This window comes from Variovorax sp. FW301-JW7 (genome assembly GCF_058788795.1).
On sequence record NZ_JBYTBC010000009.1, the window covers coordinates 282,438 to 308,745 of the forward strand.

Genomic DNA, 26,308 nt, shown 5'->3' on the forward strand with positions numbered 1-26,308 from the left:
AACGCCTCTCAGGCCGCGGGGGTTTAGCCCCCGGCCGCCAACACACCCTGGAAGAACCCGCGCGCTGCCGCCAGGCAGAACGGCGGCGCCAGCGTGCCGTGGTAGGCCGCGGTCACGGCGCGTGCCTTGTCGGCGGCGCTGCCCGGCGTGCTCTGCGTCAGCAGGTCCTTGGCCTGCGCGAAGCCGGCGCGTGCCGCCGAGTAGCTGTCGGTGGTGCCGCGGTCTTCCAGGTCGACCACCGCGAGCGCGGCGGCCGGCATGCCCTTGGCGCGGAAGTAGCCGGCCGTGGCGCGGGTGCTCAGGAAGTTCACCGTCGGGTCGTTCGCGCCGCTGCACAGCAGCATCGGCTTGGTCGGCACCCAGTTGCGCAGGTCGTTGGCGATGGCCGCCTTGCGGAAGCCCGTGGACGGCTTGCAGTCCAGCGGCGAGGCCGAGCCGAGCGACGCGGCCGTGGCCGGCAGCGCGTTGCCGGGGCAGGGGTTCGACTGGATGTCGGTGGCCGCCTGCGTGAGGAAGCTCTGCTTGATGAGGTTGTTGGCCCCATAGAAGATCGCCAGCTCGGGGCTCACAGGGCCCGGCTTGCCGTCGGCCGGGAACAGCGCCAGCTGCGGCAGCTTGCCGCTGGAGAACAGCGTGCCCGGCGTGAGGGTGGGCAGCAGGGTGTCGATGCCGGTGGCGTACTGCGCTTCATAGACGTCGCTGGTGCTGGTGTAGACGTTGCCGAACTGCTGCTGCCAGCTGGTCGACAGCAGCGGCACGAACAGGGTCGAGCCCAGCGCCGGCCAGCCCAGGTAGGTGTAGTCGGTCAGGAGGCTGATGGCCGAGGGCGCGGCCAGCGGGGCCGAGGCCGTCACCGTCTTGCCGGTGGCCTGCATCTCGCGGTGCGCGGCCATCGCCACGTAGCCGCCCTGCGAGTAGCCGGTGATGAACAGCGAACCGGCGTCGTTCGCGCCGATGTCCGAGAAGGTCTTGCGCGCCGCGGTGAGCGCATCGACCATGTCCTTGCCCTGCTGGTCGCCGTTGAGGTACGGGTGGTAGGGCAGCGTCGACTTGTCGTAGCCCGCGTAGTTGGGCGCCACCACGATGTAGCCCTGCGCCGCGAACATGGCGGCCACCATCAGCCCTTCGCCGGCGGCCGGCTGGGTGGTGTCGGTCCACTTGGCGAGGTTGTAGTTGCGTGCCGGCGTGGTGCCGTGCGCGTACAGCACCACCGGGCGTGCGCCGCTGCAGGCGACGTCGGAACCCGAGGGCACCATGATCGCGGCGGTGGCGTTGGTGGCTTCGTTCTTGCCGCCGACGGTGCGGTACTCGAGGTAGCGCATGTCGACGCCGCACTTGGGCGCGCCGGTGACCTGCAGCAGCGCCTTGCCCTGGTCGGAGGCCTGCAGGCTGGCCCTGAACTGGTCGGCCGTGAGCTTGGTGCCCTGCTCGGGCGGGCTGGTGACGACCGTGCCGCGCCCGGTGTCGCTGCCGCCGCCCGGCGGCGGAAAGCCGATGCCGCCCCCACCGCCGCCGCCCCCGCCGCAGGCGGCGAGCAGCAACGTGGCGCCGGCGAGCGTCGCCGTGGCGGTGACCCGGCGGGCCGAGAGGGAGGAATGCCGTGGATGCAAGGTCAAGACGCGTCTCCTGGAGTTGTATCGAAAACGAACGAGCGTCCGATTCTGGGCAGCGCCATGGCCGCGCGCAAGCAGCGTTTGCGAGCAGAACCTATTCAGTAGCGGGGCGCCTCGGGCCCCGTCCGAGTCACTGGTCCTGCGCGGTCCAGTCGATCAGCGCGTCGAACGCGGCGCGCGCGGCGCCGGCGTTCTCGCCGTTGGCGATGGCCACCAGCACGTAGCGCCGGCCGCTCGCGCCGTGCACGTAGCCGGCCACGCCCGAGGCGTCGCGCAGCGTGCCGGTCTTCAGGTGCGCCGCGCCGCCCGAGCGCAGCGTGCGCCGCTTCAGCGTGCCGTCCACGCCCATCGCGGGCAGCGAGGCCACCAGCTCGGGCATCACGGGCGAGCGCCACGCCACCTGAAGCATCTTGCCGAGCGCGGCGGCGCTGATGCGCTCGTCGCGCGACAGGCCCGAGCCGTTCTCGAACACCGGCGAGGCCTCGCCGGTGCCGATGCGCTCGCGCCACCACTGGCCCAGCGCGCTGCGCGAGGCCTCGAAGGTGCCGCGCTGCTTCTGCGTGAGGCCCAGCGTGAGGAACACCTGCTGCGCCATCACGTTGTTGCTGTACTTGTTGATGTCGCGCACCACCTCGGCCAGCGGCGGCGATTCGAAGTCGAAGGCCGGCTTCAGGCCCGCGGGCACGCGGCCCTCGCGCATCTGGCCGCCCACGCGCCCGCCCATCTCGGCCCACATGCCGCCGATGGCGCGCAGGCTGTAGGTGCGCGGGTCGGCGTAGGCCACGGCCCAGCTCTTCTCGCCGCAGCCCGTGGGAAAGCCGCCGTTGAAGCGGATGCGGTTCACGTCGCTGAAGTCGGGCTTGAGCGCGCCGCGCCAGTCGCCGCATTCGCCGGGCGCCAGCGGCACCGTGGGCGGCATCGCCACGCTGGCCAGCGGGGGCTCGTAGCTCACGCGCGCGAACTGGCCCGCGCGGTCGGGCGCGAAGGTCATGTTCACCGACTTGAAGTTCACCAGCAGCGCATCGGGCGAGGCGTTGTAGGGGCGCAGCGGCTCGCCGTCGAAGGCGGCCGGGTCGTTCTCGACCGTGGTCTCGAAGGCGCTGCGGTCGATCACGATGTCGCCGCTCACGGTGGTGATGCCCAGGCCCTGCACGTGGCGCAGCAGCAGCCACACACGCTCCAGCACCAGCTTGGGATCGCCCTGGCCCTTGATGTAGAGGTTGCCGTTGAGCACGCCGTTGGCCACCGAGCCCTCGACGTAGACCGGCGTGTTCCAGCTGTAGGCCGGGCCGAGCAGGTCGAGCGCCGCGTAGGTGGTCACCAGCTTCATGATCGAGGCCGGGTTCACCGGCACCTGCGAGCGCCAGGCCAGGCGCGGCGCGCGGCCCGCGTCGGCATCGGCCACGAGCAGGGTCACGGCCTCGCGCGACACCTTGGCGCGCGCGAGGGCGGCATCGACCTGGGGCGGAAGGGCTTGCTGGGCGAGGGCGCCGGCCGGGGCCAGCAGGGCGAGGGTCAGCGCGAAGGTCTGCGCACGGCGGGAGGCAAAAGGCATCCGCGGATTATCCCGGCGGGAACACGTGCAGCTTCGCGTGGTACAGCAGCATGATCGTCTTGGCGTCGGCGATGCGGCCGTCGGCCACCATGGCCAGCGCCTCGTCGATGCCCAGCTCGAGCACCTCGATGTCCTCGCCCTCTTCCGCCAGCCCGCCGCCCGCGCCGACGCGCATCGAGGCCTCGTAGGGCGCGACGAAGAAGTGCAGCTTCTCGGTCACCGAGCCCGGGCTCATGAAGCTCTCGAACACCTTCTGCACGGTGCCGAGCCGGTAGCCCAGTTCTTCTTCCACCTCGGCGCGGATGCGCGCCTCGGGCGCGGCGTTGTCCAGCAGGCCCGCGGCGGCCTCGATCAGCAGGTCGTCGTGGCCGTTGACGAAGGCCGGGTAGCGGAACTGCCGCGTGAGCAGCACCGTGCGCTGGCCCAGGTGATACGGCAGCAGCGTGGCGCCGTTGCCGCGGTCGTAGGTCTCGCGGTGCATGCGCTGCCACTCGCCGTCGTGGCGCCGCCAGTCGAAGGCGGTGGTGCGCAGCGTGTACCAGTTGTCGGACAGGAGGGTGACTTCGTGCACCCGGACGCGGTCGTGAATGGTCATGGCGGCGAGCATAGAACCGAGTTCGTGCAATATCAAGAATATTCGTGCAATAACGTGCAAACCCGTTACCATCGGCCCATGCTCACCGGCCCACGCAAACAACACATCCTCTCGGTCCTGCGTCGCGACGGCCAGGTCGTCGCCAAGGCGCTCAGCGAGGAACTGGCCCTGTCCGAAGACACCATCCGCCGCGACCTGCGCGAGCTCGCGGCCGAAGGGCTGCTGCAGCGCGTGCACGGCGGCGCGCTGCCGGTCGCGGCGGCCGAGGCCGACTTCAGCGGCCGCCAGCAGCTCGCGCCCGACGAAAAAGTGGCCATCGGCCGCGCCGCCGCGCGCCTCGTGAAGCCGGGGCAGGTGGTGTTCATCGACGGCGGCACCACGGCCGTGCAGCTGGCGCGCCACCTGCCGCTCGCGCTGCAGGCCACGGTGGTCACGCACAGCCCGTCGGTGGCGGTCGAGCTGGCGGCGCACGCCGGCATCGAGGTGGTGCTGATCGGCGGGCGCCTCTTCCGGCATTCGATGGTGGCGGTCGGCGCGGCGGCCATGGCGGCCATTTCGCGCATCCATGCCGACACGTACTTCATGGGCGCCACCGGCGTGCACGCCGAGGCGGGCCTGACCACGGGCGACGCGGAAGAGGCCGAGATCAAGCGCGCGCTGATGGCCGCGGCGGCCGAGACCGTCGTGCTGGCCTCGTCCGAAAAGCTCGGGGCTGCGTCGGCCTGGGTGGTCAGTCCGCTGGCGGACGCGACGCAGCTGCTGGTGGCGCCGCAGGCCCCCGAGCAGGCGCTGGCGCCGCTGCGCGCGGCCGGGCTGGCGATCCTGCGCGCCGACGAGGCCGGCTGATTCGCCCCGCCCCTGCGCGGTCGGGGCCTGCCCTCGATAATGGCGGGATGCCCGCCGCGCCCCCGCAGACCTCCCCGCCCCTCCTGTCTCCCCGCATGCTCGGCATCGGCGCGGCCGTGGTCACCGTCGTGGTCTGGACCGCCTTCATCCTCATCGCGCGCGCTTCGGCCGCGCGCTCGCTCACGCCCTTCGACCTGGCCTTTGCGCGCGTGTGCGGCGCCAGCCTGGTGCTGGTGCCCTGGGGCGCGTGGCTGGCGACGAAGCACCGCGGCGCCGTGTCCTCGTTCTTCGGCCTGTCGCCGCTGTCGCTGCGCGTGACGGCCACCGCCGGCATCTTCGGCGGCGTGGCCTACGCCCTCATCGCCTACAGCGGCTTCTTCTTCGCACCGGCCGGCCATGCGGCCGTGCTGATGCCCGGCAGCCTGCCGCTGTGGACCACGCTGCTGGCCGCGCTGGTGCTGCGCGACCGCATCACGCCCACGCGCGCCATCGGCCTGGCGATGATCGTCGCGGGCGACCTCGTGGTCGGCGGGCGCAGCCTGCTGCACGCCTTCGAGGGCGGCGAGGTCTGGAAGGGCGACCTGCTCTTCATGGGCGCCGCCTTCTGCTGGGCCTGCTACAGCGTGGTGGCGCGCCGCCACGGCCTGGACGCCGTGCGCGCGACCATCGCCATCACCGTGTTCGCGCTCATGACCTATGTGCCGGTCTACACGCTGCTGGTGGCTTCGGGCGCGGTCGTGAGCCACATCGGCAGCGCGCCGTGGGGCGAGGTCGCGTTCCAGATGGCCTTCCAGGGCGTCGGCTCGGTGGTGATCTCGGGCATCACCTTCACCAAGATGATCCAGCACTTCGGCCCCGTGCGCACCACCATGATCACGGCGCTGGTGCCGGGCCTGTCGGCCTTCGGCGCGGTGCTGTGGCTGGGCGAGCCGATGCACTGGAGCCTGGTTGCGGGGCTCGCGCTGGTGACGGCCGGCATCCTGTTCGGCGTGCGCAAGGCCGCGGCCGTGCGCGCTGCCGCGCCGGCGCCGGTCTGCCCGACGCCGTGCCCGGCGGGAATGGGGCGTCCGAATGTCTGACAAGCTGCTGGCCTTCGACACGAGCACCGAGCACCTGTCGGTCGCGGTGCGCCACGGCGACCGCGTGCTGACGCACAGCGGCGTGGGCGGCGCGCAGGCGTCGAGCACGCTGCTGCCGTTGATTCGCGAGCTGCTCGCCGACGCGGGGCTCGCGCTGGCCGAGCTCGACGCCATCGTCTTCGGGCGCGGCCCGGGCTCCTTCACCGGCCTGCGCACCGCCTGCTCGGTGGCGCAGGGCCTGGCCTTCGGCGCCAAGGTGCCGCTGCTGCCGGTCGACACCCTGCTGGCCGTGGCCGACGAGGCGCGCCATGCCTTCGGCGCGCAGCGCGTGGTGGCCGTGCTCGATGCGCGCATGGACCAGCTCTACGCCGCGCACTACGACTTCGCCGCCGCCGGCCCGTTCGGCGGCGACCCCGAGCCGCTGCTGCTGGCCCCCGAGGCGCTCGAGGTGCCGGCCGGCTGGGCGCTGGCCGGCAACGCCTTCACCGCCTACGGCCCGCGCCTGGCTAGCGCCACGGCCCGCCATGAAGTGCTGCCCACGGCCGCCGCCATGCTGCGGCTGGCGCCCGCGCTGCTCGCGGCCGGACGCACCGTGCCCGCCGCGCAGGCCTGGCCGCTCTATGTTCGCGATAAAGTGGCGCAAACCACCGAGGAACGCGCCGCCATCAAGGCTGCTGCCGCTGCCGTTCCGCCGAACCCTGCATGAGCGCTGTCCTCCAGTCCGTCGAAGCCCGTCTTGAACCGCTCACCGTCGAGCGGATCGATGCCGTGTGCGCGGTCGAGCAGACGGCCTACACGCACCCCTGGACGCGCGCCAACTTCACCGATTCCATGGCCGTGGGCTACCACTGCCAGTGCCTGCTGGCGCCCGGCGTGGCGCCGGGTGTCGAGTCGCCCTGCACGAGCCTGGGCGAAACGCTGATCGGCTACTTCGTCGCCATGAAGGGCGTGGACGAGGTGCACCTGCTCAACATCACCGTGGCGCCGGCCTTCCAGCGCCAGGGCTGGGCGCCGCTCATGCTCGAGGCGCTGGCCGGCTGGTCGCGCGGCGAGGGCGCGCTGTGGCTGTGGCTCGAGGTGCGCGAAAGCAACCGGCGCGCGCTCGACATCTACCTGCGGCAAGGCTTTCGCAGCGTCGGCGTGCGCAAGGGCTACTACCCGGCGTTCGACGGCAAGCGTGAAGACGCGGTCGTCATGAGCATGCGCCTCAACGAAACAGGCTCCGCCTGGGGAGCTTTGCGATGACGGACACCGCGGTCCACACCCTGCGCCTGGACGCGCGCCAGCGCGCCATGCTCGACGAGATGGGCGTGAAGGTCTGGTGGCCCGTGCCGCCGGAACCCGAGATCGAAGTCGAAGCCGAGCCGGAAGCCCCCGTGGCCGCTGATTCCGGCATGCCCGACATGCCCGAAGGCCCGCCGCTGGAGCTCGACGATCGCGACCAGTCGTACGACGCGCCCCCGCCGTCGCCCTCGCCACGCCCGGCACCCGTCGCCCGCCCCGTGGCCGCTCCGGCGCCGCGTCCCGTCGCAGCACCGCCCGTCGCGCAAGGCGCCGCCGTGCTGGTCGAAGCACCCTGCCGCCTGTACGCCGACAAGGCCGATGCCACGGCGCCGGTGCAGGGCGGCTGGCTGGTCGTGGCCGACATGCCCCCCGAGGCCGATGGCCGCCACGGCGAGCCCTTCGCGGGCGACGCCGGCCGCCTGCTCGACAACATGCTGCGCGCGCTGAAGCTGCACGACGGCCGCACGCCCGTGCACCTGATGCGCACGCACCGCGGCGTGGCCGCCGGCCAGCCCGGCAGCCCGCAGCCGATCGACGCCGCCTTCGACACCCACGCGGCGGCGCTGGCGCCGTGCGTCGTGCTGGCGATGGGCCCGCTGGCCGCGCAGAGCCTGATGCAAAGCCGCGATCCACTGGGCAAGCTGCGCGGTCGCGCCGTGCCGCTGGCGTCGGCCAACGGCGTGCCGGTGGTCGCCACCTACCACCCCGCCTACCTGCTGCGCAACCCGGCCGACAAGGCCCGCGCTTGGGCCGACCTGTGCCTGGCCGCAGAGCAGGCCACCCCCACGGCCTGAGGCCGGCGGGCGGGGTCCGTAAAATCGGGCCCCATGACTTTCCTCGACAAGCTGGCCGCTGCACAGCAAACCAACGGTTCGCTGCTCTGCGTGGGCCTCGACCCGGAGCCCGCCAAATTCCCGGGGGCGTACAAGGACGACGCCAGCCGCATCTATGACTTCTGCGCGCGCATCGTCGACGCGACGGCCGACCTGGTCATCGCCTTCAAGCCCCAGATCGCCTACTTCGCGGCCCACCGCGCCGAAGACCAGCTCGAACGCCTGATGGAGCACATGCGCCGCAACGCGCCCCACGTGCCCACCATCCTGGACGCCAAGCGCGGGGACATCGGCTCCACCGCCGAGCAGTACGCGCTCGAAGCCTTCGAGCGCTACGGCGCCGACGCCGTGACCCTGTCGCCCTTCATGGGCTTCGACTCGGTCGCGCCATACCTCCAGTACGAAGGCAAGGGCGCCTTCCTGCTGTGCCGCACCAGCAACCCCGGCGGTTCCGACCTGCAGGGCCAGCGCCTGGCCAGCGTCGAGGGCCAGCCTTTCCTGTACGAGCACGTCGCCCGCCTGGCGCAGGGCCCATGGAACCTCAACGGCCAGCTCGGCCTCGTGGTGGGTGCGACCTACCCGGCCGAGATCGAGCGCGTGCGCGAACTCGCGCCGACGGTGCCGCTCCTGATCCCGGGCGTCGGTGCCCAGGGCGGCGACGCGGTCGCCACCGTGCGCGCCGGCTGGCGTGCCGACGCGCCGATCATCGTGAACTCGTCGCGGGCGATCATCTATGCCTCGTCGGGCGAAGACTTCGCCGATGCGGCGAAGAACGCCGCACGCACCACGCGCGACGCATTGGAAGCCGCCAAGCCTTAGTTTCTGCGCAGGCGGGTGAACGCCTCGAACTCCCAATTGCGCATGCCCAGCAGCAGGGTGTAGCCCTCGCGGTCCTTGGCCGACAGCTTCTGGTCGGTCTGGTGCTGCTGCGCAAAGTCTTGCGCCACGCGCTGCAAGCGCTCCAGGAAGGCCGGTGCCAGCGACCGGCTGATCGAGCCGTGCACCAGCAGCAGGCCTTCGGCCGGGCCGTCGAAGCCGCCCTTGTAGTAGTCGAGCACCACGTTCTCGCGGAAGAACTCCATCACCGGGCCGTGCGGGCGCCAGCGGAAGGTCTTCGCAAGCTTCAGGCGATACCGGTTGAGCGGGCGCAGCTCGATGATGCCGATGCGGTCCAGCTGCGCCAGGCAGCCGATGCACTCGGGCTCGGTGATCCGGTACGACGCCACGATCTGCTCCAGCGTCCACTGGCTCAGCACGCTGATCGCCACCAGCAGCAGCTTCTTGTCCTTGACCACGGCCTTTTCCTGCTCGTGGGTCAGCTCCTTCAGCAGCGGCTGGGCGTCGGCCACGCGCCGCGCCAGTTCGGCGAAATCGATCTTCAGGGCGCGGCAGATCGCATCGACGCGCGACAGCGGCATGTCGCTCTTGGCCAGCATGCGCTTGACGCTGGACTCCGCCATGTCCAGCGACCGGGCCAGGTCGGCATACGTCATGCGGGCGCTTTTGAGTTCGTTCTTGAGGGCCTGGACCAGGTCGACGGTGGTACTCATGTAAGGGGCAGTGCGGGTTGAAGGTATTGGAAAAGGATACCGAAGGGAGTGAAATAGTGCCTCGTATCGATTCTCGATGCCTGGGGGAGGGCTGGCAACTAAATTCCACCCGCCAGCCACCACCCCCACCGAGGAACGCCATGCTTTTGCCCACTCTGACACGCCGCGAACGCGGACTGTTGTTCACCTTCGCGCTGCTCTTGCTCGTCGCCTTCTTCGGCCCGGCGCTGCCGGCCGCCGACGTGGCGATCGCGTCCGTGTTCGCCGACAACCGGCCGCTGTTTCACCTGCCCAACGCGATGGACGTGCTGAGCAACCTGCCGTTCCTGGCGATCGGCTGCCTGGGGCTGTACCGGCTCAACCGCATCGACCGCTCGCACCAGGAGGCGCTGGCCGGGTTTCCGCTGGCGCCGCCCGCCAACGACCCGCCCGACAACACGCTGGACTGCGCCTGGCTGTTCTTCGCCGGCCTGATCGCCACCGCCGCGGGCTCGGCCTTCTATCACCTGATGCCCGACGCGCCCCGCCTGGCCGCCGACCGCGCCGGCATGGCCGTGGCCTTCGCGGGCCTGATCGGCATCGCCGTCTGCGAGCGCGTCAGCCAGCGCGCCGGCTGGCCGGCCGCCTGGTTCGTGCTCACGGCCGGCCTGCTGGCGGCCGAGGTCTGCCAGGAAACCGGCAACGTGCTGCCCTGGGCGCTGGTGCAGTTCGGCGGCATGGGGCTGGTGCTCACGCTGGCGCTGACCCGGCCGATGCGCGGTGCCGTCGGGCTCAAGCTGGGCTGGGTGATCGCGTTCTATGTGCTGGCCAAGGCCTTCGAACTGGGCGACCACGCCATCTACGAAGCCACCGGCCACCTCGTGTCGGGCCACACGCTCAAGCACCTGGTGGCGTCGATGGCCGGCCTGCCCGTGCTGATGGCGCTGTACCGCCTCGAAAAGGGCTGGCGCGCGACGCTGCTGCGGCACAATCCCGACCCTGCCGCGATTGCGGTGTGACACGGCCTGACCACCGGAACGCCGGTGGCGCAGCGGTAGAAGACAAAGAGGAGATTGCATCGCATGACAACCCCCGCCGCCGCCGCGCCCGCGCCCGTGGTGCATGAGGCCAACGCCCACGCCAACCAGTTCGCGCTGCTCGGGCAGCGGCGGTTTGCCCCCTTCTTCTGGACCCAGTTCGCGGGGGCCGCGAACGACAACCTCTTCAAGTTCGCCTTCACCGTCATGGTGACCTACCAGCTGCAACTGAGCTGGATGCCGCCCGCAATGGCGGGGCTGGTGATCGGTGCGCTGTTCATCCTGCCCTTCCTGCTGTTCTCGGCCACGGCCGGGCAGCTGACCGACAAGTTCGACAAGACGAAGATGATCCGCTTCGTCAAGAACCTCGAGATCGTGATCATGGTGATCGCCGCCTGGGGTTTCGTGCGCGCCGACGCGGTGGTGTTGCTGGGCTGCGTGTTCCTCATGGGGCTGCACTCCACGCTGTTCGGGCCGGTCAAGTTCGCCTACCTGCCGCAGGTGCTCGATTCGCGCGAGCTCACGGGCGGCAACGGCATGGTCGAGATGGGCACCTTCGTCGCCATCCTGCTGGGCCAGGTGGCGGGCGGGCTGCTGGTGGCGATGCCGCAGATCGGCCACACCACGGTGGCCGTGGCCTGCCTGCTGCTGGCGCTGGTGGGGCGCGGCGTGGCGCAGGCCATTCCGCCCGCGCCGGCCACCGACCCCGGCCTGTCGATCAACTGGAACCCCTTCAGCGAAACCTGGCGCAACCTGATGCTGGCGCGCGAGAACATCGTGGTGTTTCGCTCGCTGCTGGGCATCTCGTGGATGTGGTTCTTCGGCGCGGTGTTCCTGAGCCAGTTCCCCAGCTTCGCGAAGGAAGTGCTGCACGGCGACGAGCAGGTGGCGTCGCTGCTGCTGGTGGTGTTCTCGGTGGGCATCGGCGTGGGCTCGCTGCTGTGCGAGACGCTGAGCCGCCGTCAGGTGGAGATCGGCCTGGTGCCGCTGGGCGCCATCGGCATGAGCGTGTTCGCCATCGACCTGTACTTTGCCTCGCGCGCCTTGCCGCCTTCGGCCGGCATGGGCCTGGGCGCTTTCGTCCACCAGGCCGCGCACTGGCGCGTGATGGCCGACCTCGCGCTGCTGTCGCTCTTCGCGGGCCTGTACAGCGTGCCGATGTACGCCCTGATCCAGTTGCGCAGCCAGCCCACGCACCGCGCGCGGATCATCGCGGCGAACAACATCCTCAACGCGCTCTTCATGATCGGCAGCTCGGTGCTGGCCGGCGCGCTGCTGGGCGCGGGTTTCACCATTCCGCAGATCTTTTTGTTCACCGGCATTGCCAACGCGGTGGTGGCGTTCTACATCTTCATGCTGGTGCCCGAGTACCTGCTGCGCTTCGTGGCCTGGGTGCTGTCGCGCTTCGTCTACCGCTTCGACATCAAGGGCGACCAGCACATCCCTACCGAGGGCGCCGCCGTGCTGGTGTGCAACCACGTGAGCTTCATCGACGCGGTGCTGCTGATGGCCGCAAGCCCGCGCCCGATCCGCTTCATCATGGACCACCGCATCTTCAAGGTGCCGGTGCTCGGCTGGCTGTTCAAGCTGGCCAAGGCCATCCCGATCGCGCCGCAGAAGGAAGACCCGGCCGCGTACGAGGCGGCCTTCGCCAAGGCCATCGGCGTGCTGCGCGAGGGCGACCTGCTGGGCATCTTCCCCGAAGGCGCGATCACGCGCGACGGCGAGCTGCAGCCCTTCAAGGGCGGCGTGATGAAGATCCTCGAGGGGGCGCGCGCCGAAGGCATCGAGCCGCCCGTGGTCCCGATGGCGCTGACCAACCTCTGGGGCTCGTACTTCAGCCGCATCGAGTTGCGCGGCGGTGAGCGCGTGGCCATGGCCAAGCCCTTCCGCCGCGGCTTCTTCAGCCGCGTGGGCCTGCGCGTGGGCCACCCCGTGGCGCCGCAGGAGGTGCAGCCCGAGACGCTGCGCCAGCGCGTGGCCGGCCTGCTGGCCTCCTGAGGCGTGCACCCCAAAGTATCTCTTCGGGATACTGCGGGACGCCAGGATCGCAACTGGTTGAAGTATTCGAGCCCCACGGCATGAAGGCGAACCATCATTCGCTCACCTTCACTGCGCCGCGAGGCCTTCATGCAACCCCTCTCATCCTCCACCGTTTCGATCACCCAGCGCAGCCGGCCGGCTTCGCGCAAGACCGCCCTGGCGCGGTCGATGGCCGCTCTGGCTTTTGCCGCCTGCGCCGCGTTCGCCGGTGTGGCGACGCCGCTGCCCGCACGGGCGCAGAGCGAGGCCTCGGCCGCGCTGTCGCTGCTGCCCGTCGCCTCGGTGGTCGGCGCTGCGTCGGTCGTCGGTGCCTCGGCCACTGCGGTGGTCGCCGTGCCCGCGGCGCTGTCGGTGGGCGGCTCGGTGCTCACCGTGATCGCGGTCGAGGCCTCGGTCGACGGCACCGTCTACCTGCTCGAACGCGCCTCGGACGGCGCCCGCGCCAGCGTCAAGGTGATGGGGCGCGCCACCCGCGGCGTGTCGGCGGCCGCCGGCACGGCCGTGGTCGTGAGCGTGATCGGCACGGGCGTCGTGCTCTCGGCCGCGGGCGAGGTGCTGGCCTTCGTGCCTAACGCGGTCGGCCGCGCACTGCTCCACAACGAAAGACTGTCGTGAAACCCGCCGTGCGCCCCGCGCTGCTGCTGGCGTTCGCCGTCGCAGCGGTGCTGCCCTTGCAGGCGAACGCCGGCCGCTCGTGCGAACAGGTCAGGCCGACGCCGGCGTTGATCGTCAAGGGCATGCAGCTGGCCGAACGCACTTCGCAGGAGCTCGACGCGAGCGGCGCGCGCGTGGTCATCCTGGCGCGCGCCGGCCAGGACCTGAGCAAGTACGGCCTGCGCTATTCGCACCTGGGCATCGCCTACAAGACCGACGAAGGCCCGTGGCGCGTGGTGCACAAGCTCAACCACTGCGGCACGGCGGTGGCCGCGGTCTACCGGCAGGGGCTGGGCGAGTTCTTCCTCGACGACCTGTGGCGCTACGAGGCCGCCTGGTCCGTGCCCACGCCCGCGGTGCAGGCGCAGCTGATGGCCGCGCTGCGCGAGCCCGATGCGCGCCTCGTGCGCCTGAACGTGGCGCCCTACAGCATCGTGAGCTACGCCTGGGGCCAGAAGTACCAGCAGTCGAACCAGTGGGCCCTCGAGACCCTGGCCGCCGCGATGGAGCCCGCCACCATCGGCACCCGCGCGCAGGCGCAGGCCTGGCTGCAGTTCAAGGGCTACGAACCCACCACGTTGACCCTCGGCCCGCTGACCCGCCTGGGCGGGCGCGTGGGCTCGGCCAACATCGCGTTCGACGATCATCCGAACGAGAAACGGTTTTCGGACCGCATCGAGACCGTGACCGTCGACTCGGTGTTCGCCTGGCTGCCGCGTGCGGGCCTGGGTGCGGCGCCAGTCACACTCAAGCTCTGAGCGAAACGAAGAAAAGAAAGAAGGAACGACCATGAGCAAATCCCTGCGCCTGTCCGAGAAGTGGTTCCGTCGCGGCCTCTGGCTGGTGGCGTTTGTGTTCGCGAGCTTCCTGATCGGGCTGGGCAGCACGATCGTGGGCGACCTGCCGCAGGTCGAGCGCGTGCGCGTGCTCGACGACTTCATCGACAAGCCGGCGGCCGAGCCGCTGCGCGCCACCATCAAGGCCTCGGAGGCCGCCGAGCTGCAGGCCGCGCGCGACCTCGACCAGGCGCAGCTGCAGCTCAACACCGCGCAGCAGGCCAGCGCCAACGCGCGCGAGACCTTCGGCAACTGGATCGCCACGCGCCGCGCCACCGCGCAGCCCGACCAGGACACCGAGCTCATCGCGCGCACCAAGGCGCTCGACGCCTTCAAGCAGAAGGAAGACGCGGCGCAGCGCAAGGCCGACGCGCAGCGCCAGATCGCGCTGGACGCGCGCCAGGCCGAGCAGCGTGCGCGCGCGGCATTGGGCGTGCTGGAGCACGACGCGCAGCAGCGCCTGGACGCCGAGTACCGCCGCGTCGAACTGCGCGTGTTCGGCTACCGGCTCGCGCTGACCCTGCCGCTGCTGCTGGTGGCCGGCTGGCTGTTCGTGAAGAAGCGCAAGAGCACCTACTGGCCCTTCGTGTGGGGCTTCATCTTCTTTGCGCTGTTTGCCTTCTTCGTCGAGCTGGTGCCCTACCTGCCGAGCTACGGCGGCTACGTGCGCTACGTGGTGGGCATCGTGCTCACCGTGCTGGTGGGGCGCTACGCCATCGTGGCGCTCAACCGCTACCTGGCGCGCCAGAAGCTCGCCGAGCAGCAGCCCGACCAGGTGCGCCGCGAAGAGCTGAGCTACGACACCGCGCTGGCCCGCCTGGCCAAGAGCGTGTGCCCCGGCTGCGAGCGGCCGGTCGACCTGAAGAACAACGAGATCGACTTCTGCCCGCACTGCGGCATCGGCCTGTTCGACCACTGCGGCCACTGCAGCACGCGCAAGAGCGCGTTCTCCAAGTTCTGCCATGCCTGCGGTACCTCGGCCGCTGCGCAGGCGCCGCATACACCTGTGACCGGCACTGCGCAATCGGTCACGCCGGGCGCACCGGTTCAGCCGGCCACGTAGCGAAAGCGCCGCACGGTCGTGCTACAACCCCGGGCTGCGTCACGCAACGCCGTGCCGCGGGTTTTCCCATTCACATTGACGGAGCACACCCATGAGCATTTTCGGCAAGATTTTTTCCAAGATTTTCCCGTCGGCCAACGCCGCTGAAGTCGTCGCCGCACCGCCGGCGGCTGCACCCGGCGCACCGGCCGTTGCCGCACCGCCGCCCGCGATCCCGCTGGGCGACGTGCCTGCCGTCCTGGACGCGATGCCGGGTGCCGCCGGCCTGAACTGGCGCACCTCGATCGTCGACCTGCTCAAGTTGCTGGGCCTGGACAGCAGCCTTGCCGCGCGCAAGGAACTGGCCAGCGAAATCCTCTACAGCAACGGCGAACCGGGTTCGGCCGAATGGAACATCGGCCTGCACAAGCAGGTGATGAGCCGCATCGCCGCCAACGGCGGCACGCTGCCGGCCGAACTGCGCGACTGATCGTCCCGCCACCCACGCAGCAAAAAGCCCGGCATGCCGGGCTTTTTCTTTGGGGCGGTCGTTGAAGCGCTTCAGGTCCAGCCTGCGTCCACCACGTAGTCCTGCGCGGTGCACATGCGCGAATCGTCGGCCGCGAGGAACAGCGCCATCGCGGCGATGTCTTCCGCCATCACGCGGCCCGGCAGGCACTGCGCCGCATCGATCTCCGCGCCCGATTCGGGCTTCACCCACAGCTTGATCTGCCGCTCGGTCATCACCCAGCCCGGCATGATCGTGTTGACCCGGATGTTCTGCTTGCCCAGGTCGCGCGCCAGCGAGCGCGTGAGGCCGTTCACGCCCGCCTTGCAGGCCTGGTAGACCGGGTAGCCGCGGCCCTTCATGAGCCAGCTGATCGAGCCGAAGTTGACGATCGAGCCGCCGCCCAGCGCGCGCATGTCGTCGGCCACGGCCTGCGCGGCGAAGAACTGGTGCTTGATGTTCACGGCCACGAGGCGGTCGAAGTCGTCGCTGGTCACGTCGGCCATCTCGTGGCGCCGGTCGTTGGCCGCGTTGTTCAGCAGCACCGACACCGGCCCGAAGCGCTGGCGCACCGCATCGATGGTGGCGGCGAGCGCGGCCGTGTCGGTCACGTCGCAGGGCACGAACAGCGCGGGGTGCGTGCCCTGCAGCTGCGCGGCGAGCGCATCGCCGGCGGCCGTGTCGAGGTCGCAGAAGCCGACCTTCGCGCCTTGGGCATGAAAGGCCCGCACCAGCGATTCGCCGATGCCGCTGGCGCCGCCCGAGATGAACACGGTGCGGCCGGCCAGCGAGGGGTAGCGGGCAGTATAGGCCGTGGGTGGGGAGGCGTTGGTCATGAGGGTGAGGACAACCGCAGTGAAGACAGGGCAAGCGTACCGGATGACGGCGTCCCTGGTGCCGGCCGGGCCTCCACCCGGCGTATGGCTTCCGGCCTGTGGGCAGGGCGCCGTGGCAGGCATACGCTTCGGCCCATGAGCTCCTTCAACCGCCGCTTCGTCTTCTGCCTCGCGCTGCTTCCGGTCGCCTTCGCGGCGCGGCACGTCCGCGCACAGGCGCAGACACCGGCGCCCGTGCTGCTCTTCAAGGTGGTCTCGCCGCGAGACGACATCGTGGTGGGCATCGAGGCGGCCCAACTGGGCGCCGGCGCGGTGCCGCCCGTGCAGCGGCTGGCCGCCATGCTGGCCGAGAAGGGCCAGCTCACGCTCTGGCAGTACGCCTCGCACAAGGACGCGAGCGGAGCGCTGGTGCAGGCGCCGCTCAAGCAGATCGTGATTTTCAAGAACGAGCTGCTGCGCATCGAGCCCTACGCGACGCCGCTGGCCATCAGGCCCCCGGGCGCCGCGAAGCCCTAGACGCCGCGTGCGCGGTCGGCCTTGAACTGCGCGCGGAATTCCGTGAACGTGCCCGCGTCGAGCGCCGCGCGGATCTCCGTCATCAGGTTCAGGTAGTAGTGCAGGTTGTGGATGGTGCACAGCATCGGGCCGAGCATTTCGCCGCAGCGGTCCAGGTGGTGCAGGTAGGCGCGGCTGAAGCCTTCGCGTCCGCCGTCGTTCCAGCTCACGCCCGAGGTGCCCGCGCAGGCGTGGCAGGTGCAGCTCGGGTCGACCGGCTGCGGGTCGTTCTTGTGGCGCGCGTTGCGCATCTTCAGGTCGCCGAAGCGCGTGAACATCGTGCCGTTGCGCGCATTGCGCGTGGGCATCACGCAGTCGAACATGTCCACGCCGTCGGCCACGCCCTGCACCAGGTCTTCGGGCGTGCCCACGCCCATCAGGTAGCGCGGCTTGTTCGCCGGCAGCCGGTGCGGCGTGTGGCCCATGATGTGCAGCATCTCTTCCTTGGGCTCGCCCACGCTCACGCCGCCGATGGCGTAGCCGGGGAAGTCCATGTCGACCAGCGCCGCCAGCGACTCTTCGCGCAGGTTCTCGAACATGCCGCCCTGCACGATGCCGAACAGCGCGTTCGGGTTCGAAAGGCGCGTGAACTCGGCCTGGCAGCGTTTCGCCCAGCGCAGGCTCAGCTCCATCGAGACGCGCGCCTCGGCCTCGGTCGTGATGTGCCCTTTGGTGTCGTAGGGCGTGCACTCGTCGAACTGCATCACGATGTCGCTGTTCAGGATGGTCTGGATCTGCATCGAGACCTCGGGCGTGAGGAAGAGCTTGTCGCCGTTGACGGGCGACGCGAACTTCACGCCTTCTTCGCTGATCTTGCGCATCGCGCCCAACGACCACACCTGGAAGCCGCCCGAGTCGGTGAGGATGGGCTTGTCCCATTTCTCGAACTGGTGCAGCCCGCCGAAGCTCGCCATCACGTCCAGCCCCGGGCGCATCCACAGGTGGAAGGTGTTGCCCAGGATGATCTGCGCGCCCATCTCCTCGAGGCTGCGCGGCATCACGCCCTTGACGGTGCCGTAGGTGCCCACGGGCATGAAGATCGGCGTCTGGACCTTGCCGTGGTTGAGCGTGAGCGTGGCGCGGCGCGCGTGGCTGTCGGGGTCGGTCTTGAGGAGTTCGAAGTTCAGCATGATGTCGTTCAGTCCTGGGTGCGTGCGAGCAGCATGGCATCGCCGTAGCTGAAGAAGCGGTAGCCGTTGGCGATGGCGTGGGCATACAGCGCCATCACGCGCTCGTAGCCCGCGAAGGCCGAGACCAGCATCATCAGCGTGCTCTTGGGCAGATGGAAGTTGGTCACCAGCACGTCGACATGCGCGAAGGCGAAGCCCGGCGTGATGAAGATGCGGGTGTCGCCCGTGGCCTCGCCGCTCTTGGCCCACGACTCGAGCGTGCGCACGGTGGTCGTGCCCACGGCAACCACGCGCCCGCCGCGTGCCTTGCATTCGGCAATGGCGCGCTGCGTGGCCTCGGGCACTTCGTAGCGCTCGGCGTGCATCGTGTGTTCGGCGATGTTCTCGGTCTTCACCGGCTGGAAGGTGCCGGCGCCCACGTGCAGCGTGACGTTGGCGCGCTGCACGCCGCGCGCTTCGAGTTCGGCCAGCAGGACTTCGTCGAAGTGCAATGCGGCCGTGGGCGCGGCCACGGCGCCGGGCACGCGCGCGAACACGGTCTGGTAGCGGCTCTCGTCGTCGGCCGAATCGGTGTGCGTGATGTAGGGCGGCAGCGGCACGTGGCCGCAACGCTGCATCAGTGCGTACGGGTCTTCGCCGGCGTCGCTCTCGAAGCCGAAGCGGAACAGCGCGCCGTCTTCCTCGGGCCAGCGGCCCAGCAGCGTGGCGCGGAAGCCGCCCACCATCTCGAGCGTGGTGCCCACGGGCGGCTTCTTGCTGACCTTCATGTGCGCCACGACCTCGTGGCCCTGCAGCACGCGCTCGACCAGCAGCTCGAGCTTGCCGCCGGTCGGCTTCTCGCCGAACAGGCGCGCCTTGACCACGCGCGTGTCGTTGAAGACCAGCAGGTCACCCGCGCGCAGCAGCGAGGGCAACGCTTTGAAGATGCGGTCGGCCGGGGCGGGGCCTGTGCCGTCGAGCAGACGGGAGGCGGTGCGTTCGGTGGCCGGGTGTTGTGCCACCAGCTCGGGCGGCAGATGGAAATCGAAATCGGAAAGCGTGAAGGCGCGCATGGTGCTTGAGGGCCGGACGGGCCCGTGCCAAGGAGGCATGGGAAGGGAAAAAGGCGGAGAGCGGCGATTGTCCCATGGCCCGGAATCACGGGCGTCACTTGGGGTTGGCCCGGGGTTGCCGAGGCAGAATCGACGCATGGTCGATTCCTCTGTCGCGCGTGTCACGCCGTCCCCTGCCCCTCCTTCCGAAGGCGAGCTCTTCAAGAAGATCCTGGGCGGCGCCTGGATGGGCCTGCACCCCGACATCCGCCGGCGCTTCGACAAGAACCCCCTGCCGGGCAAGGCGCTGCACTACCTGGGCGCGCTCAGCGAGCTGCGCTGCTCGCGCTTCGGCAAGCTCTTGGGGCACCTCACGCAGCCGATGATCCAGGGCGCGCTGATCCCCTACAGCGACAGCCACTTCCCGGTCGAGATCCAGGTCTACGCCAGGCCCGACGACCCGGCCATCTACAAGCAGCGCATCTACCGCCTGCATGGGCGCAAGCCGATCCAGTTCACCAGCTTCATGCGCGAGAGCGAACGCGGCGAGGTGCTGGAGTACGTGGGCATGGGGCTGGGCATGAAGCTGGTGCTGAGCGTGGAGCCCAGCGGCAGCCTGCATTTCCAGAGCGACGGCTATTTCTGGGAGGTGTTCGGCTGGCGCATTCCACTGCCGGGCCTGTTCACGCCGGGCAAGACTTTTCTCTGGCACCACAACGAGACGCCCGAGCGCTTCAACATCCGCATCGAGATCCGCCACTGCCTCATGGGCACGACCTTCACGCAGGTCGGCGTGTTCGAGGAAGTGCCGGAGCCGCAGGCGGTGGCCGCATGATCGACACGCACCTGCTGGCCCTGCAGCTCATGGCGGCGCAAGGCGCGCTGGGCGCCTTCGACACGCTCTACCACCACGAAGGCACAGAAGCCCTGCCGCGCCGCGGCACGGCGGGGCGCGAGCTGGCGATCCATGCCACGCGCTCGTCGATCTATTGCGCGCTGTTCCTCGGCCTGTCGGCATGGGCCTGGCACGGCGCGTGGGCGTGGCTGCTGCTCGCGGTGTTCGGCGTCGAGATCGTGCTCACGCTGTGGGACTTCGTGGTCGAAGACGGCAGCCGCCTGCTGCCGCCCACCGAGCGTGTGACGCACACGGTGCTGGCCATCAACGCCGGCGCGTTCATCGCGCTGCTGGCGATGAGCGCGGTCGGCTGGGCAGCGCAACCGACAGCGATGGTGTGGCAGCCGCACGGCTGGCTCAGCGCCTTCCTGGCATTGTGCGGCGTGGGCGTCGGTATCTCGGGTCTGCGCGACGGCTTCGCGGCGCGCGCGCTGTTCAGGCAGCAGAAGCAGGCGCAGGTACGCGCCGTCGAGGCCCCAGTGCGCTTCGGCACGACACCGCAGCAGGTGCTGGTGACGGGCGGCACCGGCTTCATCGGCCAGATCCTCGTGCGCCACCTGCTGGCCGACGGCCATGCGGTGACGGTGTGGACGCGCGACGCGCGCGGCGCCGCCTGGGGATTCGGCGGCGCGGTGCGCTGCGTGCAGTCGCTCGACCAGATTCCCGCCGCGGACGCCATCGACGTGGTCATCAACCTCGCAGGCGCGCGCATCCTCGGCCAGCGCTGGAGCGCGCGGCGCCAGCGGCAGCTGCTGCAAAGCCGCGAAGGCCTGACGCAGCAGCTCGTCGCATGGATGGGCACACGCCCGCGCAAGCCGTGGCTGCTGCTCTCGGGCTCGGCCATCGGCTACTACGGTGTGCAGCCGCAGGGCGACGCCACCGAGCTCGCCGAAGACGCGCCGCCGCAGAACATCTTCATGTCGACGCTGTGCCAGCGCTGGGAGCGCGCCGCGCACGCGGCGGTGGCGCACGGCGTTCGCGTGGCCTGCCTGCGCTTCGGCTTCGTGCTGGGCCATCAGGGCTCGCTGCCGCAGCTGCTGATGCCGGTGCAGCTGGGCATGGGCGGGCGCCTGGGCAGCGGGCGGCAGTGGCTGTCGTGGGTGCATGTGCACGACCTGATCCGCGCCATCGCGCATGTGTGGACCGTGACCGAGCCGGCCACAGGTCCGGCCACCGCGCAGGCCTTCAACGTCACCGCGCCGGGTGCAGTGAGCCAGGAGGCCTTCACCCGCGTCGCCGCCGGCGTGCTGCACCGTCCCTGCTGGATGCCCACGCCCGCCGCGCCCGTGAAGCTGCTGCTCGGCGAGCAGGCCGACCTGCTGCTCGAAGGCCAGCGCGTGGTGCCGGCGCAGCTGCTGCGCAGCGGCTTCCAGTTCATGTTCCCCGATGCCCGCAGCGCCTTGACGGACCTTTGCCGTCCACGCTAGAAGCCTTGTCCGTGCCCGCCAAGAAAGAACCGACTCCCCCCGCCGCGCCGGCGTCACCGCCCGGCACCGGCCTGAGCCTCGTGCAGCGCGCGCTGCGCAAGCTCGGCCTCGTGCGCGACATCGACTTCGCGCTCTACCTGCCGATGCGCTACGAGGACGAGACGCGCATCGTGCGCCTGGCCGACACGCGCGACGGCGACATGGCGCAGGTCGAGGGCGTGGTCACCGAGTGCGAGGTGGTGTTCCGACCGCGCCGCCAGCTCATTGCCACCATCGACGACGGCAGCGACACCTGCCAGCTGCGCTTCTTCAACTTCTATCCCTCGCAACAGAAGCAGTTGGCGGTGGGCGCCAAGGTGCGCGTGCGCGGCGAGATGCGCGGCGGTTTCGTGGGGCGGCAGATCATGCATCCGACCGTCAAGGCGGCCGGCACGGCGCTGCCCAATGCGCTCACGCCGGTGTACTCGACCGTGGCCGGGCTCGCGCAGCCGGTGCTGCGGCGCGAGGTGCGCTCGGGCCTGGCGCGCGCGCTGCTCGACGAGACCATTCCGGTGCAGATCGGCCTGCGCGGCGCGTGGGACCTGCGCAGCGCGCTGAGCTTCCTGCACTACCCGACGCCCGACGTGTCGATCGCCGCGCTGGAAGACCACAGCCACCCGGCGTGGCAGCGCATCAAGGCCGAGGAGCTGCTGGCGCAGCAGCTCTCGCAGCTGCAGGCGCGGCTGGAGCGCGCGGCGCAGCGTGCGCCGGTGCTGCCTGCGTCCACCGACGCGGCGGCGAGTTCGCTGTATGCGCAGTTGCTCGCCGTGCTGCCCTTCGGCCTCACCGGTGCGCAGCAGCGCGTGGGCGAGGAGATCACGGCCGACCTGCACCGCCAGGTCCCGATGCACCGCCTGCTGCAGGGCGACGTGGGCTCGGGCAAGACCGTGGTCGCGGCGCTGGCCGCGGCGCGCTGCATCGACGCGGGCTTCCAGTGCGCGCTGATGGCGCCCACCGAAATCCTCGCGGCCCAGCACTTCGGCAAGCTGGTCGGCTGGCTCGATCCGCTGCTGGCCGAGCGCGGCCTGCGCGTGGCCTGGCTCACGGGCAGCCAGAAGAAGAAGGAACGCGACGAGATGTCGGCTGCCGTCGAAAGCGGCGAGGCGGCGCTGGTCATCGGCACGCATGCGGTCATCTCGGAGAAGGTGCGCTTCAAGAAGCTCGCTCTGGCCATCATCGACGAGCAGCACCGCTTCGGCGTCGCGCAGCGCCTGGCCCTGCGCGGCAAGGCGGGCGGCGACCTCGAACCGCACCTGCTGATGATGAGCGCCACGCCGATTCCCCGCACGCTCGCGATGAGCTACTACGCCGACCTCGACGTCTCCACGCTCGACGAGCTGCCGCCGGGCCGCACGCCCATCGTCACCAAGCTGGTGGCCGACCACCGGCGCGACGAGGTCATCGACCGCATCCAGGCGCAGATTTCGCAAGGCCGACAGGTCTACTGGGTCTGCCCGCTGATCGAGGAGAGCGAGGCGGTCGACCTGCGCAACGCCACCGAGACGCGCGACGAACTCGCCGGCACGCTGGGCGACCACATCCAGGTCGGCCTGCTGCATTCGCGCATGCCCACGGCCGAGAAGCAGGCGGTGATGGCCGCCTTCACCGCGAACGAAATCCAGGTGCTCGTGAGCACGACCGTGATCGAAGTGGGCGTCGACGTGCCCAACGCCTCACTGATGGTGATCGAGCATGCCGAGCGCTTCGGCCTGTCGCAGCTGCACCAGCTGCGCGGGCGCGTGGGGCGCGGCGCGGCGGCCTCGGCCTGCGTGCTGCTCTATGCGCCGGGCGACAGCGGGCGCGTCGGCGAAGCGGCGCGCGCGCGGCTCAAGGCCATGGCCGAGACCGGCGACGGTTTCGAGATCGCGCGGCGCGACCTCGAGATCCGCGGGCCCGGCGAGTTCCTGGGCGCGCGCCAGTCGGGCGCGCCGTTGCTGCGCTTCGCCGACCTCGCCACCGACACGCTGCTGCTCGACTGGGCGCGCGAGCTTGCGCCGGTGATGCTGCAGAAGCACCCCGAGCTGGCGCAGCGCCACATCGACCGCTGGCTCGGCACGAAAGCCGAGTACCTCAAGGCCTGAGGAGGCCCAGCAGCCGGTCGAGCCCGCCCTCGTCGATCGCCAGCATGGCGGCCTCGCGCACCAAGGGCTTGGCGTGGTAGGCCACCGACAGCCCCGCCGCGCGCATCATCGGCAGGTCGTTCGCGCCGTCGCCCACGGCGATGGCCCGGGCCGGCGGGATGCCCATCGCGCGGCAGCAGTCGAGCAGCTTGTCCTTCTTGGCCTCGCCGTCGCAGATGTCGCCCCAGGGCTGGGGCAGCATGCGCCCGGTGAGCCGGCCGTCTTCGATCTCCAGCACGTTGGAGCGCGTGTCGTCCAGCTGCAATCGATCGCGCAGCCGGTCGGTGAAGAAGGTGAAGCCGCCGCTCAGCAGCACGACGCGCAGGCCGGCCTGCTTGCAGGCGGCGATCAGCGTCTCGGCGCCGGGGTTCAGGTGCAGGCGCTGGTCGTACACGGCCTGCAGCGCCGACAGCGGCACGCCGCGCAGCAGGGCCACGCGCCGGCGCAGGCTGTCCTTGTAGTCGGTGATCTCGCCGCGCATCGCGGCCTCGGTGATGGCCGCGACCTCGGGGCCGCAGCCCGCGATGTCGGCGATCTCGTCGACCGTCTCGATGTCGATCAGCGTCGAGTCCATGTCGAAGGCGATCAGCTTGAAGTCCGACAGCCGCAGGGGAGGAAGAGTGAGCGTGGTGGTCATGGGGTGGGGCTTCCCGCGTTCCAGTGCTGCGTGCCGAGCCAGTCGACGAACTGCCGTGCCAGCGCGGCCACCGGCCCTTCGGTGCGGTACAGCGCGTAGACGCCCGAGGCCGGCAGGCGCGGTTCGGGAAACACCAGGCGCAGCCGGTCGGCGCGGATGTCTTCCTCGAGCAGGCACCAGGGCGCCAGCGCGAGCCCCAGGTCGTTCATGGCGGCCTGCATGCACAGGAACTGGTGGTCGAACACGGGGCCGGGCAGCTGGGGCGGCACGCGCACGCCGGCCAGCTCGAACCAGCGCGGCCAGTTCTCCACTTCGCCGGCGGCCTGCAGCAGCGGGTGGCCCAGGCAGTCGGCCATGCTGGCGATGCGGTGGCGCTCGATGAAGCGTGGCGACGCCACGGCCACGAGGTGGTCGTCCAGGCAGCGCACGCAGGTGTGGTCGGGGCGCTGCATGGGAATGCGGCGGATCAGCACGTCGCTGCCGGCCTCGGCCTGGTCGAAGAACTGCCGGCCCAGGGTCGACAGCTGCACGTCGGTCTGCGGCGCCAGGGCCTGGAAGCCGGCCAGCCGCGGGATGAGCCACTTCATCGCCAGCGAGGGCGTGGTGCACACGCGCAGGCTGGCGCGCTGGTGGGGTGACTTCAGCGCGGCCGTGGCGCTGGCGATGCGGTCCAGACTGGCCTGCACCTCGGCGAAGTAGTCGCGCGCATGGGGCAGCAGCGTCGCGCCGCGGGCCTCGCGCGCGAACAGCGGCTGGCCCAGGTAGTCCTCCAGCAGGCGGATCTGCTGGCTGACGGCGCTGTGCGTGATGCTGAGTTCGTCGGCGGCCGCGGTGAAGTTGGCATGGCGCGCCGCCGCTTCGAAAGCGCGCAGCGCCTTCAAAGGGGGGAGGCGTCGGGTCACCACATGCGACCCTTGGCGAGCGGGCTTGTCTTCCTCATGTTCTTTTCGTGTTCGGTTGCGTGCCGCCCGGGGTCGGAGGCCGGCGCGCATCGTAGACCGGGAAGCCTGCAGAAAAACTAACCGGCCGCCTTAAAAAATACGGCTGGTGGCGTGTGGAGGGTGCACCTAGCATCGCGCTTCCTTCCACCCTGAACAAGAGACATGGCTTCCATCACCATCGACAACGTCGTGAAGCAGTTCGCCAACCAGACGGTGCTGCAGAACCTGTCGCTGCATGTGCCCGATGGCGCCTTCTACACCCTGCTGGGCCCCAGCGGCTGCGGCAAGACGACCCTGCTGCGCTGCATCGCGGGCTTCAACGAGCCTGACGGCGGCCGCATTCTTTTCGACAAGGACGACGTGACGCGCGTGTCCACCCACCACCGCGACATCGGCATGGTGTTCCAGGACTACGCGCTGTTCCCCGACAAGACGGCCTTCGACAACGTGGCCTACGGCCTGCGTGCGCGCAAGGTGCCCAAGGCCGAGATCGCCCGGCGCGTCAACGAGGCGCTGGACAAGGTGAGCCTGCTCGCACTGGCCGACCGCTACCCCGCGCAGATGAGCGGCGGCCAGCGCCAGCGCGTGGCGCTGGCGCGCGCGCTGGTGATCCGCCCGCGCGTGCTGCTGATGGACGAGCCGCTGTCCAACCTTGACGCCAAGATGCGCCTGCAGATGCGCGACGTGATCCTGGACCTCGTGCGCGAGGCCGGCATCACCACCGTGTTCGTCACGCACGACCAGGAAGAGGCGCTGGCCATGTCCGACCGCATCGCCATCATGGACCGCGGCAGCATCGCGCAGCTGGGCACGCCCGAAGAGCTGTACGGCACGCCGGTGAACGCCTACGTGGCGGACTTCATCGGCTCGGCCAACGTGATCCCGGTGCCGGCCGAGTCCGCCGGCGGGGCCGCGTCGCACGTGCGCTACCAGCTGTGCGGCCAGCAACTGGACGGCAAGCAGGGCGGCGCCGCGCTGGGCGCGCAGGGCATCCTCATCGCGCGGCCCGAGGCGCTGTCGCTGATGGCGCCCGCGCCCCACGTGCCCAACGCCATCGCGGGCGAGGTGCTGCGCCGCCAGTACCTGGGCTTCAAGACCGCCTACCGCATCCGGCTGCACGACCAGTCGGAGATCCGCGTCGAGCTGCACGCCGGCAACATGGTGGCCGACTTCCAGGCCGGCGATGCGGTGCAGGTGCTGGTGCCGGCCGACAGCCGCGTCGTCGCCGCCTGAACGGACACGC

At 70.4% G+C, this 26,308-nt stretch carries 26 protein-coding genes; 17 read left to right on the forward strand and 9 right to left on the reverse strand.

The genetic code is table 11. The features are described 5' to 3' along the window. Positions 1-23: 23 nt before the first annotated feature. The 3 genes from AC3WQM_RS24120 to AC3WQM_RS24130 form a co-directional block, all read right to left on the reverse strand. The gene (locus AC3WQM_RS24120; protein WP_492682257.1) at positions 24-1,616 is read right to left on the reverse strand and encodes an alpha/beta hydrolase family protein; all 1,593 of its coding nucleotides are present in this window, start codon (positions 1,614-1,616) and stop codon (positions 24-26) included. A gap of 127 nt (positions 1,617-1,743) precedes the next feature. Then, positions 1,744-3,168: a D-alanyl-D-alanine carboxypeptidase/D-alanyl-D-alanine endopeptidase gene (gene dacB / locus AC3WQM_RS24125; protein ID WP_492682259.1), complete on the reverse strand. Its 1,425-nt coding sequence runs from the start codon at positions 3,166-3,168 to the stop codon at positions 1,744-1,746. 7 nt (positions 3,169-3,175) lie between these two features. Further along, the gene (locus tag AC3WQM_RS24130) at positions 3,176-3,763 is read right to left on the reverse strand and encodes a GDP-mannose pyrophosphatase (protein WP_492682261.1); all 588 of its coding nucleotides are present in this window, start codon (positions 3,761-3,763) and stop codon (positions 3,176-3,178) included. Positions 3,764-3,841: 78 nt separating this feature from the next. Here AC3WQM_RS24130 and AC3WQM_RS24135 point away from each other — a divergent pair, with 78 nt between their 5' ends. From AC3WQM_RS24135 to pyrF, 6 genes are read left to right on the forward strand one after another with little or no spacing between them, the layout of a single operon-like run. Continuing rightward, positions 3,842-4,609, forward strand: coding sequence for a DeoR/GlpR family DNA-binding transcription regulator (locus AC3WQM_RS24135; protein ID WP_369645588.1), 768 nt, complete (start codon positions 3,842-3,844; stop codon positions 4,607-4,609). Between the two features lie 47 nt (positions 4,610-4,656). Then, entirely contained in the window at positions 4,657-5,688 is a 1,032-nt protein-coding gene (locus tag AC3WQM_RS24140; protein WP_492682263.1) for a DMT family transporter, read from the forward strand. Then, entirely contained in the window at positions 5,681-6,394 is a 714-nt protein-coding gene (tsaB, locus tag AC3WQM_RS24145; RefSeq protein WP_492682265.1) for a tRNA (adenosine(37)-N6)-threonylcarbamoyltransferase complex dimerization subunit type 1 TsaB, read from the forward strand. The genes AC3WQM_RS24140 and tsaB overlap by 8 nt, the downstream gene beginning before the upstream one ends. After that, entirely contained in the window at positions 6,391-6,933 is a 543-nt protein-coding gene (rimI, locus tag AC3WQM_RS24150) for a ribosomal protein S18-alanine N-acetyltransferase (protein ID WP_062483095.1), read from the forward strand. Before tsaB ends, rimI begins: the two co-directional genes overlap by 4 nt. Beyond that, a complete protein-coding gene (locus AC3WQM_RS24155; RefSeq protein ID WP_492682267.1) occupies positions 6,930-7,766 on the forward strand; it encodes a uracil-DNA glycosylase in 837 nt (278 codons plus the stop codon). Before rimI ends, AC3WQM_RS24155 begins: the two co-directional genes overlap by 4 nt. Before the next feature lie 33 nt (positions 7,767-7,799). Then, positions 7,800-8,624, forward strand: a complete 825-nt coding sequence (gene pyrF / locus AC3WQM_RS24160) for an orotidine-5'-phosphate decarboxylase (RefSeq protein WP_492682269.1) — start codon at positions 7,800-7,802, stop codon at positions 8,622-8,624. On the opposite strand, the gene AC3WQM_RS24165 is transcribed toward pyrF, so the two are convergent. After that, positions 8,621-9,355, reverse strand: a complete 735-nt coding sequence (locus tag AC3WQM_RS24165; protein ID WP_099793925.1) for a helix-turn-helix domain-containing protein — start codon at positions 9,353-9,355, stop codon at positions 8,621-8,623. The two genes, pyrF and AC3WQM_RS24165, sit on opposite strands and share 4 nt — an antisense overlap. Before the next feature lie 140 nt (positions 9,356-9,495). Between AC3WQM_RS24165 and AC3WQM_RS24170 the strand changes: the two genes are divergently transcribed. From AC3WQM_RS24170 to AC3WQM_RS24195, 6 genes are all read left to right on the forward strand, one after another. Then, complete coding sequence (locus AC3WQM_RS24170) at positions 9,496-10,353, forward strand: hypothetical protein (protein WP_492682271.1); 858 nt, start codon at positions 9,496-9,498, stop codon at positions 10,351-10,353. 63 nt (positions 10,354-10,416) lie between these two features. Then, positions 10,417-12,372 (forward strand): MFS transporter, encoded by a 1,956-nt coding sequence (locus AC3WQM_RS24175; RefSeq protein WP_492682273.1) that lies wholly within the window; start codon positions 10,417-10,419, stop codon positions 12,370-12,372. A gap of 210 nt (positions 12,373-12,582) precedes the next feature. Continuing rightward, positions 12,583-13,029 carry a hypothetical protein gene (locus AC3WQM_RS24180; protein WP_062477469.1) on the forward strand — a complete coding sequence of 149 codons (447 nt, stop codon included), beginning with the start codon at positions 12,583-12,585 and terminating at the stop codon, positions 13,027-13,029. Beyond that, positions 13,026-13,826, forward strand: a complete 801-nt coding sequence (locus tag AC3WQM_RS24185) for a DUF2145 domain-containing protein (RefSeq protein WP_492682275.1) — start codon at positions 13,026-13,028, stop codon at positions 13,824-13,826. The genes AC3WQM_RS24180 and AC3WQM_RS24185 overlap by 4 nt, the downstream gene beginning before the upstream one ends. A 31-nt stretch (positions 13,827-13,857) precedes the next feature. Then, positions 13,858-14,967 (forward strand): serine endopeptidase, encoded by a 1,110-nt coding sequence (locus AC3WQM_RS24190; protein WP_369645583.1) that lies wholly within the window; start codon positions 13,858-13,860, stop codon positions 14,965-14,967. A 91-nt stretch (positions 14,968-15,058) separates the two neighbouring features. Then, positions 15,059-15,436 carry a DUF3597 domain-containing protein gene (locus AC3WQM_RS24195; RefSeq protein ID WP_070063202.1) on the forward strand — a complete coding sequence of 126 codons (378 nt, stop codon included), beginning with the start codon at positions 15,059-15,061 and terminating at the stop codon, positions 15,434-15,436. Between the two features lie 71 nt (positions 15,437-15,507). Here the strand turns inward: AC3WQM_RS24195 and AC3WQM_RS24200 are convergent, their stop codons facing one another. After that, on the reverse strand, positions 15,508-16,290 hold the full coding sequence (locus AC3WQM_RS24200) for an SDR family NAD(P)-dependent oxidoreductase (RefSeq protein WP_492682277.1): 783 nt from the start codon (positions 16,288-16,290) through the stop codon (positions 15,508-15,510). A 135-nt stretch (positions 16,291-16,425) separates the two neighbouring features. On the opposite strand from AC3WQM_RS24200, the gene AC3WQM_RS24205 reads away from it, so the two are divergent. Beyond that, a complete protein-coding gene (locus tag AC3WQM_RS24205) occupies positions 16,426-16,806 on the forward strand; it encodes a hypothetical protein (protein ID WP_492682279.1) in 381 nt (126 codons plus the stop codon). Here AC3WQM_RS24205 and tgt read toward each other — a convergent pair. After that, on the reverse strand, positions 16,803-17,975 hold the full coding sequence (gene tgt / locus AC3WQM_RS24210; RefSeq protein ID WP_492682281.1) for a tRNA guanosine(34) transglycosylase Tgt: 1,173 nt from the start codon (positions 17,973-17,975) through the stop codon (positions 16,803-16,805). The genes AC3WQM_RS24205 and tgt overlap by 4 nt on opposite strands. Before the next feature lie 8 nt (positions 17,976-17,983). Then, on the reverse strand, positions 17,984-19,027 hold the full coding sequence (gene queA, locus AC3WQM_RS24215; protein ID WP_492682283.1) for a tRNA preQ1(34) S-adenosylmethionine ribosyltransferase-isomerase QueA: 1,044 nt from the start codon (positions 19,025-19,027) through the stop codon (positions 17,984-17,986). A 136-nt stretch (positions 19,028-19,163) separates the two neighbouring features. Here queA and AC3WQM_RS24220 point away from each other — a divergent pair, with 136 nt between their 5' ends. Genes AC3WQM_RS24220 through recG form a run of 3 tightly spaced genes read left to right on the forward strand, consistent with a single transcriptional unit; the run spans position 19,164 to position 23,448 of the window. Beyond that, positions 19,164-19,841: a DUF4166 domain-containing protein gene (locus AC3WQM_RS24220; RefSeq protein ID WP_492682285.1), complete on the forward strand. Its 678-nt coding sequence runs from the start codon at positions 19,164-19,166 to the stop codon at positions 19,839-19,841. After that, the gene (locus AC3WQM_RS24225; protein WP_492682287.1) at positions 19,838-21,328 is read left to right on the forward strand and encodes a TIGR01777 family oxidoreductase; all 1,491 of its coding nucleotides are present in this window, start codon (positions 19,838-19,840) and stop codon (positions 21,326-21,328) included. Before AC3WQM_RS24220 ends, AC3WQM_RS24225 begins: the two co-directional genes overlap by 4 nt. Positions 21,329-21,339: 11 nt before the next feature. After that, positions 21,340-23,448: an ATP-dependent DNA helicase RecG gene (recG, locus tag AC3WQM_RS24230; protein WP_492682289.1), complete on the forward strand. Its 2,109-nt coding sequence runs from the start codon at positions 21,340-21,342 to the stop codon at positions 23,446-23,448. On the opposite strand, the gene serB is transcribed toward recG, so the two are convergent. Both serB and AC3WQM_RS24240 read right to left on the reverse strand, forming a co-directional pair. Further along, positions 23,438-24,124 (reverse strand): phosphoserine phosphatase SerB, encoded by a 687-nt coding sequence (gene serB, locus AC3WQM_RS24235; protein WP_492682291.1) that lies wholly within the window; start codon positions 24,122-24,124, stop codon positions 23,438-23,440. The genes recG and serB overlap by 11 nt on opposite strands. After that, positions 24,121-25,005, reverse strand: a complete 885-nt coding sequence (locus tag AC3WQM_RS24240) for a LysR substrate-binding domain-containing protein (RefSeq protein ID WP_240531241.1) — start codon at positions 25,003-25,005, stop codon at positions 24,121-24,123. Before AC3WQM_RS24240 ends, serB begins: the two co-directional genes overlap by 4 nt. Positions 25,006-25,227: 222 nt before the next feature. Here AC3WQM_RS24240 and AC3WQM_RS24245 point away from each other — a divergent pair, with 222 nt between their 5' ends. Then, positions 25,228-26,298 (forward strand): ABC transporter ATP-binding protein, encoded by a 1,071-nt coding sequence (locus AC3WQM_RS24245; protein WP_062477439.1) that lies wholly within the window; start codon positions 25,228-25,230, stop codon positions 26,296-26,298. Positions 26,299-26,308 lie beyond the last annotated feature (10 nt).